The following is a 13,580-nucleotide window of genomic DNA, read 5'->3' on the forward strand; positions in this document are numbered from 1 at the left end:
GATGGATCGAGGCCCGCCGACCGGCAGGATCGGCTCAGGCAGCCCGTGCGACACATCGAGCAGCTTCTTTAGAACGATTCTAATCGACTAGAACTGTTCTAAGACTGCTTTTATGGTGCTCCCGCATCGAGTCAAGGCTGCTTGAGCTTGGCGCCGCGCGCGCGGCGGGCGAATGCGAGAGTGAGTAGCGAACCATGCCCGAAGTCATCTTCACCGGCCCCGCCGGTCGCCTGGAAGGCCGTTATCAGGCCCCCAAGAAGCGCGGCGCGCCGATCGCCATCATCCTGCACCCGCACCCGCAATTCGGGGGCACGATGAACAATCAGATTGTGTACAACCTTTTCTACACCTTCGCCAACCGCGGCTTCGCAGCCCTGCGTTTCAATTTCCGTGGGGTCGGTCGCAGCCAGGGCGCGTTCGATCACGGCTCGGGCGAATTGTCCGATGCCGCTGCGGCTCTCGATTGGGTGCAGTCGGTCAATCCGGAGGCGAAGTCCTGCTGGATCGCGGGCGTGTCGTTCGGCTCATGGATCGGCATGCAGTTGCTGATGCGCCGCCCCGAGATCGAGGGCTTCATCTCGATCGCCGCGATGGCGAATCGCTACGACTTCACCTTCCTGGCGCCCTGCCCGTCTTCCGGGCTCTTCGTGCACGGCTCGGAGGACCGGGTCGCGCCGGCCCGCGAGGTCATGCCGGTGATCGAGAAGGTGAAGGTGCAGAAGGGCGTCATCATCGAGCATCAGGTGGTCGACGGCGCCAACCACTTTTTCGACGGCAAGGTCGATGAACTGACCCAGACGGTGGACACCTACCTCGACAAGCGTCTCGGCAAGCGCGAGGAGGCCGCCTGACGCTGCGCCAACCCTGCGCCTTGACGGGGAGCGCCCCGGGGGAATACGGCGCGGGCATCGGAATCCACCACAGCTCCGCAGGTCTGATGTCAGAAAGCCCGTGCGACCAACCCGTGGTGCTCCTGGTCGAGGATGATGGTCTCCTGCTGATGGAGGCCGCAGATACCCTGGCGGATGCGGGCTTCACGGTCCTGGAGGCGAGCCACGCCGACAAGGCGCTGAAGGTGCTGGAGAACCGCGACGATGTCGGCGTCCTGATGACGGATGTCGACATGCCGCAGGGCTCGATGGACGGCTTCGCCCTCGCCCGGCTGGTGGCGCATCGCTGGCCGTCGATCCCCGTGCTGGTCGTGTCCGGCATGGGCACGCCCGGCCCGAACGACATGCCGGAGGGCGCCCGGTTCATCCCGAAGCCCTACGAGCCGATCACGCTGGTCCGGACGCTGCGCGCCTTCATCCAGCGCGCGGCTTGACGCACCGGTCCGCCCGGGCTCACCGCGACTCCGGGCCCCGAACCGCCGACCGAGAGCCATGACGGACACCACGCGACAGCACCGTTTCGCCACGCGGGCCATCCATGCGGGCGCCGCGCCGGACCCCGCCACGGGTGCGCGGGTCCAGCCGATCTACTTTACGAACGGCTTCGTGTTCGACTCGACCGAGCAGGCGGCCGATATCTTCGCGGGCCGCCGCACCGGGTTCTCCTATTCACGCGGTTCGAACCCAACGGTGGCCGCGTTGGAGCGCCGCATCGCCGATCTGGAGGGCGCCAAGGCCGGGGTGGCGGTGTCCTCCGGACAATCCGCCATGCAGCTGGTCCTGATGACGCTGATGAGGAGCGGCGACGCCTATGTCGCGTCCCCGCGTCTGTTCGGCGGCTCGCTCGGCCTGATGCGGCGCCTCGACGGGCGCTACGACCTGAAGCCCCGCTTCGCCCGCGGCATGGACCCGGAGGATTTCGAGGCGGCGATCACACCGGACTGCCGGGCGATCTTCTGCGAATCGATCGTGAACCCGTGCGGTTCGGTGATGGACCTCGACGGGATCGCCGCGGTGGCCCGCCGCCACGGCCTGCCGCTCGTGGTAGACAACACCCTTGCCTCGCCGGCCCTGATCCGACCGATCGAGCACGGCGCCGACATCGTCTGGCACTCCACCTCGAAGTTCCTGAGCGGATCCGGCCAGACCATCGGCGGCATGATCTGCGATGCCGGCACGTTCGATTGGACCAAGGCCGGCGGCTACAACCTGATCACCGAGCCCTGGCCGGATTACGACGACCTCGTGCTGACCGAGGCCTTTCCGGCGACGCCCTTCGCGGCGGCGTGCCGGTTCTTCGGCCTGCGCGATCTGGGGCCCGGCCTGTCGCCGATGAACGCGTTCCTGACGCTGATGGGCATCGAGACTCTGCCGCTGCGCATGGAGCGGCACTGCGCCAACGCGCGGGCGGTGGCGGCCTTCCTGAAGGATCATCCGGCCGTGGACTGGGTGAGCTACCCGATGTTGCCCGGTCAGCCCGGGGAGGCGCTGGCGCGCCGCTACACGCCGGACGGGCCGGGCTCGATCTTCACCGTCGCGCTCAAGGGCGGCGAGCCCGCGGCGCTCGAACTCATCGCCGGGCTGGAGCTGATCTCGCACCTCGTGAACATCGGCGAGATCAAATCGCTGGCGATCCACCCCGCCTCGACCACGCATCGCCAACTGCCCGAGCACGAGAAGGCCGCCGCGCAGGTCGGGCCCGAGACCGTGCGGCTGTCGATCGGGCTGGAGAACGCGGCGGATCTGATCGCGGATCTTCAGCAGGCGCTGGATAAGCTGGGCTGAGCAGGGTTTAGCAGCGGTCAAACTGCCGAAAGGGCGCGCGGAGTTTCTCCCTCCCCCGCGGGGGCCTGCGGGTTCACGCGTTCGGTCTGACAACACCAGTTCAGGGTCGAGCGCGGGTCCCCGCTCCCGTGCGGGAGAGGGGGCCTGTCGAGCTTCTCCGCCGACGCCGATGTCCGCGCTGGGTATGTGTGAAAGACGTCGTCCGCAGAGGGGAGAGGAAGGGCGGCGGAGCCGTCGCCTCTGGCTCAGCGCCGCCGTTCCAGGATCGACACATAATTCGCCACGGCCGCGCCGCCCATGTTGAAGATCCCGGCGAGTTCGGCCCCGGACACCTGCATCTCCCCCGCTTCGCCCATGAGCTGAAGGCAGGCCATCACGTGCATCGAGACGCCGGTGGCGCCCACCGGGTGGCCCTTGGCCTTGAGCCCGCCGGACGGGTTGATCGGCAGCCGGCCGCCCTTCTCGGCCAGCCCATCGCGCACCACGCGGAAACCCTCGCCCGGGGCGGCGAGGCCCATGGCCTCGTACTCGATCAGTTCAGCGATGGTGAAGCAATCGTGGGTCTCCACGAAGGACAGGTCGTCGTTGCCGATGCCGGCCTGCGCCCGCGCCTTGTCCCAGGCCATCCGCGCGCCCTTGAACTCCGTCGGGTCGCGGCGGGAGAGCGGCAGGATGTCGTTGACATGGGCCCGGGCGCGGAAGCCGATCGCCCGCTCCAGCCCCTCGGCGGTCTCGGCATCGGCCACCACCAGGGCCGCCGCCCCATCGGAGATCAGCGAGCAGTCGGTGCGCCGCAGGGGTGCGGCCACGTAGGGGTTCTTGTCCGAGACGCGGTTGCAGAACGCGAAGCCGAGATCCTTGCGCAGCTGCGCGTAGGGGTTGGCGACGCCGTTGCGGTGGTTCTTGGCGGCGATCCGGGCCAGCTCTTCGCTGCGGTCGCCGTAGCGTTGGAAGTACCCCGCCGCGATCCGCCCGAACACGCCCGCGAAGCCGCCCTCGATCTCGGCCTCCTCCTTGCGATAGGAGGCGCCCAGCAGGATGTCGCCGGTTTCGGCCACGGACTTGGCGGTCATCTTCTCGGCGCCGATCACCAGGGCGATCCGGCCCCGGCCGCTATCCACGAAATCGAGGGCCGCGTAGAGCGCCGCCGAGCCGGTGGCGCAGGCATTCTCCAGATGGGTCGCCGGCGCGTGGGCGAGGCCCGGCCGGTTCACGGCGACGAGCGAGCCCTCGAAGCCCTGCTTCGAGAAGCCGGTGTTCATCGAGCCGACGTAGATGCCGTCGACCTGCGATTCCTCCACGCCGGCATGGGCCAGCGCCTCACCGGAGACCCGGGCGATCAGCCCCTCGACATCCGGCTCCTCCAGCTTGCCGAACGGGGTGTGGGCCCAGCCCACGATGCAGGCGCGCGTCATCCGGTGACCTCCCGACTCTTGGCTTGACTCTTGGCCCGACTCTTGGCCCGACGATGGGCCCGGCGCGGCCGGCGATCAAGCCGGCCGCTCAGCCGTCGCGCCCCTCCCCCATCAGGAAGTCGAAGTCGCAGCCCTCCGGCGCCTGCGTGACGGTGCGGCGGTAGAGCGCCTTGTAGCCCCGGGTCGGGGCCGGCGGCGGCCGATGATCGGCGAGGCGCTGGGCGATCTCTTCGGGCTCGACCAGCAGGTCGATCCGCTTGTCCCGGATCGACAGCTTGATCCGGTCCCCGTCGCGCACCGCGGCCAGCGGACCCCCGACGGCCGATTCGGGCGCGATGTGCAGCACGATCGACCCGAACGCCGTGCCCGACATCCGCGCATCGGAGATGCGCACCATGTCCTTCACCCCCGCCCGGGCGAGTTTTTTCGGGATCGGCAGGTATCCGGCCTCCGGCATCCCGGCCGCGTGCGGACCGGCATTCTGGAGGACCAGCACGTCGCCGGGGTTCACGTCGAGGTTGGGATCGTCGATCCGCCGGCTCAGGTCCTCCAGGCCGGTGAACACCACCGCCCGGCCCTCGGATTCGAACAGCTCCGGCGTCGCGGCCGCGCGCTTGAAGATCGCACCCTCGGGGGCGAGGTTGCCGGTCAGCGCCACCAGCCCGCCGACCGGCGAGACGGGATTGTCGAACGCGCGGATCACCGCGCGGTCGACCCAGCCGGCGGGCTCGTCGAGCCGCTCGGCCAGCGTGCGGCCCTCGACGTCCACGGTGTCGAGGTGGAGCAAAGGGCGCAGTTCGCGCAGCAGCGCGCCCATGCCGCCGGCCGCATGGAAATCCTCCATGTAGCCCTCGCCCACGGGCTTGAGGTCGACCAGCACGGGGGTCTCGTCGGAGATCTGGTTGAAGCGCTCATACGGAACGCGGATGCCGAGCCGCCCGGCGATGGCCGTGAGGTGGACGATGGCGTTGGTCGAGCCCGAGACCGCCATCAGGACCCGAATCGCGTTCTCGACGGACTGGCGGGTGATGACCTGAGACGGCGCGATTTTCGACTGGATCAACCGCACGGCGGCGCGGCCGGTCTCCTCGGCGGCGACCAGCCGGTCGGAATGCACCGCCGGGATCGCGGCCGTGCCCGGCAGCGACATGCCGAGCGCTTCCGCGATGCACGCCATGGTCGAGGCCGTGCCCATCACCGCGCAGGTGCCGGCGGTGACCGAGAGCCGACCCTCGACCTCGGCGATTTCCTCGGCGTCGACGGTGCCGGCCCGGTACTTGGCCCAGAACCCCCGGCAATCCGTGCAGGCGCCGAGGCGCTGGCCCCTGTGGCGGCCGGTCGACATCGGGCCGGTGACAAGCTGGATCGCCGGCAGCCCCGCCGAGGCCGCGCCCATGAGCTGGGCCGGTACGGTCTTGTCGCAGCCGCCGATCAGCACGACCGCATCCATCGGCTGGGCCTGGATCATCTCCTCCGTGTCCATGGCCATCAGGTTGCGGTACATCATGCTGGTCGGGTTGAGGAAAACCTCGCCGAGCGACACGGTCGGGAACGGCCGCGGCAGGGCGCCGGCCGCCAGCACGCCACGGGAGACCGCCTCCACCAGCTCGTCCATGCCCCGGTGGCAGTTGTTGAAGCCCGAGGGCGTCATGGCGATGCCGATCACCGGCTTGTTCAGGAGCCCGATCGAGAGGCCCATCGAGCGGGCGAAGGAGCGGCGCAGGTAGCGGGCGAAGTCGCGGTCGCCGTAATTGGTCAGGCCGCGGTCGAGCCCGTGCGGCTCGTCATGTCCGGCGTCATCGCTCATGGCGTCGATCCCTGAGAAGCAAGTGCGACGGAAGTCAGCGCAGGTGGAAGTCAGCGCAGGTGGAAGGCGATCCACGCGACCCCGGCGAGCACGACGGCTGTCAGCAACCACCGCGCGTATACGCGATACCGTATTCTCATGTCGGAAAAAGCTCCGGATGCCGGAGGCGCAGCGCCAGCACGAGGGTCAGCGTCTTGAGGTCGGTGATTTCGGCCCGGTCGGCCATGGCGGCCAGCTCCGCGAGCGGCACCTCGATGATCCGGATGTTCTCGTGCTCGCCCTCGGCCCCGCCGCCCGCTTCGGCCCGGTCTCCGCGGCCGTAGGCGGCGAGGTAGAGGTGGATCTTCTCGGTGGTCAAACTCGCGCAGGAATAAGCGGCGCCGATGAAGTCCAGGCCATGCAGGCGCAGGCCGACCTCCTCCAGAACTTCCCGGCGGGCATTCTCCTCCGGGCCGCCGTCGTCGATCAGGCCGGCCGGCGCTTCGAGCTGCATCTGCTCGCCGGCGGCGAACAGGGCCGGCACCCGCAACTCGCGCACCAGCGTGGCGACCCGCCGCTCGGGATCGAAGGGCAGGATCCCGACCGAGTGCCCGTGATCCTCGATCGCCCGCTCCGCGACGGATCCGTCGTGGAGGCGCACCTGCGCGAGTCCGAACCGGTTCCAGCCTTCGTGGAGGAAGCGGATCGACAGGATCTCGGCCTTCATGATGCGCCCTCGCCCGCCGAACCGTCCGACGCCGCGCCATGCTTACACGAAGGCGTGTCCTCGGGTTCCGGGAACGCCCGTGTCCCGAACCCGTTTGGATCGGTCAGGCGTATGGCCACGCTTTCACGACGGCTTCCGGTCAGGATCGATGCGGCTAGGACCGATCAGCGGGTTCAAGGAGCGGACGACGCGCGATGCCGTCGCGATCTGGCTGCTGCTCGCCCTCGCCTACTTGGTCTTCGCCGGTTCGGTGAGCGTGACCGAAAGCATCGCCATGGTCGGATGCGCGACCCTCGGCACGGCCTGGTGGTGGGTCGTAGGGCGGCGCGGCGGCATGCGTTTCCGGTTCGACCGGGTCGCGCTCCGGCCGCTCGGGCCGGCAATCCTGGGCATGGCCCGGCAGACGGGGCGGGTTGGGCTTCAGCTGGCGCGGGTCGTGTTCGGGCGCGCCGGGGGTGGCGTGACACGCGAGCAGAGCGCCGCCACGATCGCCTGGGCACGGCCTGACGGAGAAACGGCATCGGCGACCCGCGCGGTGGGGCTGCTCGCCGCCTCGCTCGCCCCGGACAGCTACGTGGTCAGCCTCGACCGTGCGCACGGGACGGTGACGACGCACGCCCTGGCGGGTGAAGCGCCATGAATATCTGGACGGCGGCCATCCTGGCGCTGCTGCCGCCGCTTGCCCTCGCGGCCGCCCTGGCGTGGCGCGGAACGCCGGGCCAGCGGTTCGCCGCCTACCAGCTCGCCGGCAGCGTCACGGTCGTGATCCTGACGCTGATGGCCTTCGCCACCGATCAGGCCTCGATCACCGATCTCGCCCTCACTCTGGTCCTGCTCAACCTGCCCGGCACGATGCTGCTCGCGGTCTTCCTGGAGCGCTGGATATGAGCGTCGCGATCGGGATCCTGCTCGCCCTCGCGGTGGCGGTGACGTGGCTCGCCGCCTTCGCCCTGTGGCGCTTGCCCCGGGCGCTCGACCGGCTGCACGCCCTCGCCTTCCTCAACGTCGCCGCCTCCGGCCTCGTCTCCGTGGCGGCCTTCCTGGCCGACGGAATCTCGGGGCGCTCGCTCAAGATCCTGGTGATGATGGGGGTGTTTCTAGGGTGGGCCGCGGTGCTGTCGCACGTCTCCGGCCGGGCCGTACTGATGCGCGAGGGGCGCTCGGCATGAGGTCGGCCCGATGAGCGTCATCCTGCCGCTCCTGTTCCTGCTCACCGCGATCTCCGGCAGTGCCGTGGTGCTGGTGCGCGATCCCGTCCGGCAGGTCTTCGCCATCGCGATCAACGGGCTCGTTTTGACGATCCTGTTCGACGCCCTCCAGGCCCCGGATGTCGCCCTGTCGGAGCTGGCGGTGGGGTCCGCCGCGGTGCCGCTCCTCTTCCTCGTGGCTCTGATGGCGGTGCGCACGCAGCCGCCCGGAGCGGAATCGTGAGCCCGCGCATCCGCGTCGCGCTGCTCGCCCTGTCGGGCCTGATCCTGCTGCCCTGCGCCGCTTCGGTGATCGCGGGGCTGCCGGCCTTCGGATCCAAGATCGCGCTGTACGGCGCGCGCATCAACGCGATCACCCCGGAGGCGCGGCACGTCGCCAACATGGTGAGCGCGATCAATTTCGACCTGCGCGGTCTCGACACCCTGGGCGAGGAATTCATGCTGCTCGCCGCCATCACCGGTACGGTGGTGCTGCTGCGCGGCCACCGCGGCGAGGGTCTTACCGGACGCGCGATGCGCCGGCCCGGCCGCGCCGTGATCCCGCGCTCGGAGGCGACGGTGCTCGCCTGCCGGATCGCCGGGCCGCTCACCTGCCTGTTCGGCCTCTACGTGGTGCTGCACGCGACCGTCACCCCCGGCGGCGGTTTCCAGGGCGGCGTGATCCTCGCCTCGGGGACCCTGCTGATCTACCTCGGCGAGGGCTATTCCGGTTGGCGCGACGCCATCCACAGCCACTGGCTCGACGCGCTTGAGGGCGGGGGCGCGCTCGTGTTCGCTTTGTGCGGGCTCGTGCCGATGCTGACCGGCGCCGCCTTCATGCAGAACATCCTGCCGCTCGGCACGCTGCGCGACCTGTTCTCCGGCGGCCTGATGCTGGTTGAGAACCTCGGCGTCGCGATGGCGGTGACGGGCGGGTTCACGCAGCTCTTCCTCGAATTCATGGAGGAGACCCGCCAGGCCGAGGAACCCGACGAACCCGGGGAGGAATCCGCGTGAGTGCGGCCACCAATGTCTTGCCTTACGCGGTCGCCGCGTGGCTGTTCGGCATCGGCCTCTACGGCATCGCCACGAGCCGCAACTTCATCCACCTCGTCGGCTGCCTCGGGGTCTGCCAGTCGGCGACCTACGTGCTGCTGCTGGGGCTCGGCTATCGCTGGGGCAGCATCGCGCCGATTTTCTATGATCACCCGCCGGGTACGCCCGCGGTCGATCCCGTGATGCAGGCGCTGGTGCTCACCGACATCGTGGTCGGCGCGACCCTGACCGCCCTGCTCCTCGTCCTGACGGTCCAGGCCTACAAGCGCGGCGGCAGCCTGAACCCGGAAAAGCTCCGGCCGATGCGGGCCGGCGGCAAGTCCGGCCAGAGCCAGGGGTCGAGCCAAGTCTCCGACGGTGGGCGCCAAGCCTCGTGACGCTCGCTCCCGCCGCCCTTCTGCCGCTTCCGGTCGCGATCCCGCTCGTAATCTGCGCGACGCTGCTGGCGACCGCGCACCTGCTGCCGGGCCGCATCCCCGATATCCTGGCGCTGCTCGCAGCCCTCGCCGTCGCGGTGCTCTCCGCCGTGATCGCCGTCCACGCGGCCGACGGCCCCCTCGTCTACTGGTTCGGCGGGTGGGAGCCGCGCGACGGCGTCCATCTCGGGATCGGCTTCTCGGTCGATGCCGCGAGCGGCTGGATCGCGGCCTTCATCGGGCTGCTCTACGCCCTGACCTTCGTGTTCGCCTGGGGCTTCTTCGACCGCACCCACGGGCACTTCCACATCCTGATGCTGCTGTTCCTGGCCGCCATGGTCGGGTTCTGCTTCACCCGGGACATGTTCAACCTGTTCGTGTGGTTCGAGGTGATGAGCGTCGCGGCCTTCGCGCTCACGGCCTATCACCTCGCGGAATCATCGCTCGCGGGGGCCATCAACTTCACGGTGGTCAACAGCCTCGCGGGCTTCCTGATGCTCGGCGGCATCGGGTTGATCTACGCGCAGACCGGCACGCTCGATTACGACGGCATGGCCGCGGCCATCGCCCAGACTGGGCGCAGCCCCGTGGTGGCGGGGGCCTTCTGCCTCGTGGCGGCGGCCCTGATGATCAAGGGATCGATCGTGCCGTTCCAGTTCTGGCTCGCCGACGCCCACGCGGTGGCGCCGAGCCCGGTCTCGGTGATCTTCTCCGGCTCGATGGTCTCGCTCGGGCTGTTCGGCCTCGCGAAGGTGAGCGCCGTCGTGTTCGGGGGCTCCGATCAGGTCCAGGGCGCCCTGCCGGTGCTGCTGATCGGGCTGGGCAGCGCCACGGCCCTGCTCGGCGGCTGGATGGCCCTGCTGCAGCGCCACCTCAAGCGGATGCTGGCCTTCTCGACGATTTCGCATGCCGGGATCATGCTGACCGGCCTCGGCGCCCTCTCGGCCGGCGGCACCGGCGGGATGCTGGTCTACGTGGTCGGCCATGGGCTGGTGAAGGGCGCCCTGTTCATGATCGCCGGCATTCTGCTCGCCACGCAGGCGAGCATCGACGAGATCGCCCTGCGCGGCCTCGGCCGCGGGATCTGGCCGGCCGGGATCGCCATGGGGCTGGCCGGCCTCCTGCTCTGCGGCCTGCCGATCGGAATCCTCGACCAGGGCACCCGCCTCGTCCAGGGGGGGCTGTCGCAGCAGGGCCACGGGATCGCGCTCGCCGCCACCGCGATCGGCGCCGCGCTGACCGGGGCGGCGGTGCTGCGGGCGGCGGGTCGCATCTTCCTCGGGCTCGGGCCCGATCCCGGGGACGAGGCCGGCGCGCCGAGTGCGGATGAGCGCGAAAAGGCCAACCGGCCGCTCTGGCTGATGCTGGCCCCGTGCTGCGCGCTGCTGGCGGTCGACGTTGCGCTCCCGGCGGGCCCGATCGCGCATGCCCTACCCCGGGCCGTCTCGGCCTTCATGCGCCGGCCGGAAGCCGGAATGCTGGCCGAGGGGCCGGGCTGGCTCCCGTGGGTCTCGGTGGCGGCGGCCCTTCTGGGGGCCGGCTACGGGCTGTTCCGAAAGCGGTTGCCGGCCTTTGTGGTCCGGCCGGTGAGCGCCTCGCAGTCGGCGCCGACGCGCGCGCTGGAGATCCTGCACAGCGGGTTGATCGGCGATTACGCGGTCTGGCTCGCCGTCGGTGTGGCGGTGATTGCGGCCGTGCTGGCGATGGTGTGAGCGGCCTGGTCCTCGCCAGTCCGGCCTTCATCGGTACCGACGATCCGCCATGCTGTGATCGCGCCGTCTCGAGCGGCAGGGCTGGTTCGATTGAGGGCAATGCTTCAGCCCCCATGGGTGCGAACCGGAGCGAGGCATGGCCTGCGCTTCGCGTGTGTGATCGACGGCCACCGCTGGCGCGACGGCCCGGCGGAGGATGGGTCGCGCACCACCGTCTCCAACCGGTTCGCCAGATGGTCTCACCTCGGCTTCTGGGCGGCGCTGCTGGCTACCTTGGCCGAAGCCGGATAGGCGGGCGATGTGGCAGCCATCGACGTCAAAACGCCTCGCGCGGCGGATGACGGAAACGTGGGGCGAAAGCGCAGGCCATCGGCCCCCTTAATCCTGCCTCGTCGAAGGACGCGCGTCGGCCAGACGACCGAGATGCACGCCCTCACCACGGAGGGGCGGCGAATCCGGGCGGATGAGAACGGGAAAGATGTGGTGCCGCAAGAGGGATTCGAACCCCCGACCCCCTCATTACGAATGAGGTGCTCTACCAGCTGAGCTATTGCGGCCCAGGCCCCGACGGAGGCCGGGCCCGGCGCGCGAACGACCGCGTCGGACGTGGCAGGCTCATAGCGGGCCGCCCTGCTTTAGGCAAGGCCGGAGCCGCGCCGGATCGCGATCACGCGTCGGCCGCGGCGGCGAGTTCGTCGCGCAGGAAGGCCGTCACCGCGGCGCGATCCACGCCCGGCGCGATGAAGCTGTGGCCGATCCCGCGGGCCAGGATGAAGGTCAGTGCGCCGTCCCGCACCTTCTTGTCCTGCGCCATCGCGTCCACGATCGCCTCGGCGTCGCCGCACCCGCCCGGGACTGCCTGGAGGCGGGTCGGCAAGCCGGCGAGCGCCAGATGGTTGGCGACGCGGCCGGCCTCTTGGCCGGCGCACAGGCCGAGCCGGGCCGAGAAGCGGAACGCCAGCGCGAGACCGATCGCGACGCCCTCGCCGTGGACCAGTCGCGCCGAATCGTAGCCGGTCAGGCGTTCCAGGGCGTGCCCGAAGGTGTGGCCGAGATTGAGCAGGGCGCGCTCGCCATCCTCCCGCTCGTCGCGGGTCACGACCGCCGCCTTGGAGCGGCAGCAGGCCGCCACCGCCGCCTCGCGCTCCGGTCCACCGGAGAAGATGCCCCGCCAGTTGGCCTCGCACCAATCGAAGAAGCCGGAATCGGCGATCAGCCCGTACTTGGCGACCTCGGCGTAGCCGGCGCGCATCTCGCGCTCCGACAGGGTGTCGAGGGCCGCGGTATCGGCCAGCACGAGACGGGGCTGATGGAAGGCGCCGATCAGGTTCTTGCCGAGCGGCGCGTTGATGCCGGTCTTGCCGCCGACCGAGGAATCGACCTGCGCCAGCAGACTGGTGGGTACCTGCACGAAGCGCACGCCCCGCCGCAGGGTCGCGGCGGCGAACCCCGCGAGGTCGCCGACCACGCCGCCGCCGAGCGCCACCACGAGGTCCCCGCGCTCCACTTTGAGGCCGAGCAGCCCGTCGCAGACCGCAGCGTAGCCCGCGTAGGATTTCGAGCTCTCGCCGGGCGCCACCGTCACCACGCCCGCCTGCAGACCGGCCCGTTCCAGGCTCTCCCGCAGGCGGCCGGCATAGAGCGCCCCGACGGTCTCGTCCGTCACGATCGCGGCCCGGCGGCCGCCGAGTGCGGCCACCGCGTCGCCCGCCGTATCGATCAGGCCGCGCCCGATCCGGATGTCGTAGGCACGCCCGCCGTCGAGGGGGACGTGGACGGTCAGCGGTTCGGGGCGGGGCGTGGGCTCGGTCACGGTCAACGAATTCCTACTGCGCGGCGAGCGAGATCGAACGCTCGCCGCTGAGATGCGCGTCCAGCGCCTCCAGCACGTCCTGCACGACCCGGTCGTGCGAGACCTCCCGCGAGATCACCATCACGTCGGCCGCGGCGTAGACCGGGTGGCGGATCGCCATCAACTCGCGCATCGTCGCCTCGGGGTCCTCGGTCTGGAGGAGCGGCCGGTTGCCCCGCTTGCGCACCCGCCGCATCAGGACGTCGAGGTCGGCCTTGAGCCAGACCGAGATCGCGGATTCCGTGATCCGCAGGCGGGTGGCCTCACGCAGATAGGCGCCGCCGCCGGTGGCCAGCACCAGGGGGCCGGCCCGCAACAGGCGCGAGATCACGCGCTCCTCGCCGTCGCGAAAGCTCGGCTCGCCGTAGATGGCGAAGATGTCGGGGATGGTCAGGCCGGCCGCCGCCTCGATCTCGATGTCGGCGTCCTTGAAGATCAGACCCAGGCGGCTCGCGAGGCGCCGTCCGACCGTGCTCTTTCCGGCTCCCATCAACCCCACGAGCACGATCGAGCGCAGGCCGAGCGCGCGGCGCAGCCGCGCCTCGATCGGTTCGCCACCCTCCGCCTCGCCCACCGACTCCTGCATCGCCCCGTGTACCGCCGCTTCCACTATCCGTCGCACCGCATCGATCCGGCGCCCTCTCGGTCGCACCGGGCGCACGGCGCCGGGCGATCCCCCATCCTGCGGCAGGCTCTTAGCGCGATTCAAGCGGCCAGCGAAACGCATCGCTGTGTCGTTGTGGGCCTTGTCAGC

15 protein-coding genes and 1 tRNA gene are annotated in these 13,580 nt (G+C 70.1%); 10 read left to right on the forward strand and 6 right to left on the reverse strand.

Features of this window, described 5'->3' with window-relative positions; genetic code table 11:
- The first annotated feature begins 194 nt into the window (after positions 1-194).
- The 3 genes from MKK63_RS05080 (at position 195) to MKK63_RS05090 (ending at position 2,675) form a co-directional block, all read left to right on the forward strand.
- On the forward strand, positions 195-851 hold the full coding sequence (locus MKK63_RS05080) for an alpha/beta hydrolase (RefSeq protein WP_243927070.1): 657 nt from the start codon (positions 195-197) through the stop codon (positions 849-851).
- A gap of 86 nt (positions 852-937) precedes the next feature.
- Positions 938-1,324 (forward strand): response regulator, encoded by a 387-nt coding sequence (locus MKK63_RS05085; RefSeq protein ID WP_243999298.1) that lies wholly within the window; start codon positions 938-940, stop codon positions 1,322-1,324.
- Between the two features lie 58 nt (positions 1,325-1,382).
- Positions 1,383-2,675 carry an O-acetylhomoserine aminocarboxypropyltransferase/cysteine synthase family protein gene (locus MKK63_RS05090; RefSeq protein ID WP_243999300.1) on the forward strand — a complete coding sequence of 431 codons (1,293 nt, stop codon included), beginning with the start codon at positions 1,383-1,385 and terminating at the stop codon, positions 2,673-2,675.
- A gap of 245 nt (positions 2,676-2,920) precedes the next feature.
- On the opposite strand, the gene MKK63_RS05095 is transcribed toward MKK63_RS05090, so the two are convergent.
- From MKK63_RS05095 to MKK63_RS05105, 3 genes are all read right to left on the reverse strand, one after another.
- On the reverse strand, positions 2,921-4,090 hold the full coding sequence (locus MKK63_RS05095; RefSeq protein ID WP_243999302.1) for an acetyl-CoA acetyltransferase: 1,170 nt from the start codon (positions 4,088-4,090) through the stop codon (positions 2,921-2,923).
- 88 nt (positions 4,091-4,178) lie between these two features.
- On the reverse strand, positions 4,179-5,897 hold the full coding sequence (locus tag MKK63_RS05100; RefSeq protein ID WP_243999304.1) for a dihydroxy-acid dehydratase: 1,719 nt from the start codon (positions 5,895-5,897) through the stop codon (positions 4,179-4,181).
- Positions 5,898-6,033: 136 nt separating this feature from the next.
- Positions 6,034-6,603, reverse strand: a complete 570-nt coding sequence (locus MKK63_RS05105) for an NUDIX domain-containing protein (RefSeq protein WP_243999306.1) — start codon at positions 6,601-6,603, stop codon at positions 6,034-6,036.
- Between the two features lie 148 nt (positions 6,604-6,751).
- Between MKK63_RS05105 and MKK63_RS05110 the strand changes: the two genes are divergently transcribed.
- Genes MKK63_RS05110 through MKK63_RS05140 form a run of 7 tightly spaced genes read left to right on the forward strand, consistent with a single transcriptional unit; the run spans position 6,752 to position 10,974 of the window.
- Positions 6,752-7,243 carry a hypothetical protein gene (locus MKK63_RS05110; protein ID WP_243999308.1) on the forward strand — a complete coding sequence of 164 codons (492 nt, stop codon included), beginning with the start codon at positions 6,752-6,754 and terminating at the stop codon, positions 7,241-7,243.
- Entirely contained in the window at positions 7,240-7,491 is a 252-nt protein-coding gene (locus MKK63_RS05115; RefSeq protein WP_243999310.1) for a monovalent cation/H+ antiporter complex subunit F, read from the forward strand. Before MKK63_RS05110 ends, MKK63_RS05115 begins: the two co-directional genes overlap by 4 nt.
- Complete coding sequence (locus MKK63_RS05120; protein WP_243999312.1) at positions 7,488-7,772, forward strand: monovalent cation/H(+) antiporter subunit G; 285 nt, start codon at positions 7,488-7,490, stop codon at positions 7,770-7,772. The genes MKK63_RS05115 and MKK63_RS05120 overlap by 4 nt, the downstream gene beginning before the upstream one ends.
- A gap of 10 nt (positions 7,773-7,782) precedes the next feature.
- Entirely contained in the window at positions 7,783-8,034 is a 252-nt protein-coding gene (locus MKK63_RS05125) for a Na(+)/H(+) antiporter subunit B (RefSeq protein WP_243999313.1), read from the forward strand.
- The gene (locus MKK63_RS05130) at positions 8,031-8,807 is read left to right on the forward strand and encodes an MnhB domain-containing protein (RefSeq protein ID WP_243999316.1); all 777 of its coding nucleotides are present in this window, start codon (positions 8,031-8,033) and stop codon (positions 8,805-8,807) included. Before MKK63_RS05125 ends, MKK63_RS05130 begins: the two co-directional genes overlap by 4 nt.
- Positions 8,804-9,223 carry a sodium:proton antiporter gene (locus tag MKK63_RS05135; protein ID WP_243999318.1) on the forward strand — a complete coding sequence of 140 codons (420 nt, stop codon included), beginning with the start codon at positions 8,804-8,806 and terminating at the stop codon, positions 9,221-9,223. Before MKK63_RS05130 ends, MKK63_RS05135 begins: the two co-directional genes overlap by 4 nt.
- The gene (locus tag MKK63_RS05140) at positions 9,220-10,974 is read left to right on the forward strand and encodes a complex I subunit 5 family protein (protein WP_243999320.1); all 1,755 of its coding nucleotides are present in this window, start codon (positions 9,220-9,222) and stop codon (positions 10,972-10,974) included. Before MKK63_RS05135 ends, MKK63_RS05140 begins: the two co-directional genes overlap by 4 nt.
- A gap of 481 nt (positions 10,975-11,455) precedes the next feature.
- On the opposite strand, the gene MKK63_RS05145 is transcribed toward MKK63_RS05140, so the two are convergent.
- The 3 genes from MKK63_RS05145 to MKK63_RS05155 all read right to left on the reverse strand — a co-directional run bounded on the left by MKK63_RS05145 (position 11,456) and on the right by MKK63_RS05155 (position 13,412).
- A tRNA-Thr gene (locus MKK63_RS05145) sits at positions 11,456-11,531 on the reverse strand.
- Positions 11,532-11,641: 110 nt separating this feature from the next.
- Positions 11,642-12,787 (reverse strand): 3-dehydroquinate synthase, encoded by a 1,146-nt coding sequence (aroB, locus tag MKK63_RS05150; RefSeq protein ID WP_243999321.1) that lies wholly within the window; start codon positions 12,785-12,787, stop codon positions 11,642-11,644.
- 13 nt (positions 12,788-12,800) lie between these two features.
- A complete protein-coding gene (locus tag MKK63_RS05155; protein ID WP_243999396.1) occupies positions 12,801-13,412 on the reverse strand; it encodes a shikimate kinase in 612 nt (203 codons plus the stop codon).
- Positions 13,413-13,580 lie beyond the last annotated feature (168 nt).

Source organism: Methylobacterium sp. J-088 (assembly GCF_022829295.1).
Classification (GTDB): Bacteria; Pseudomonadota; Alphaproteobacteria; order Rhizobiales; family Beijerinckiaceae; genus Methylobacterium.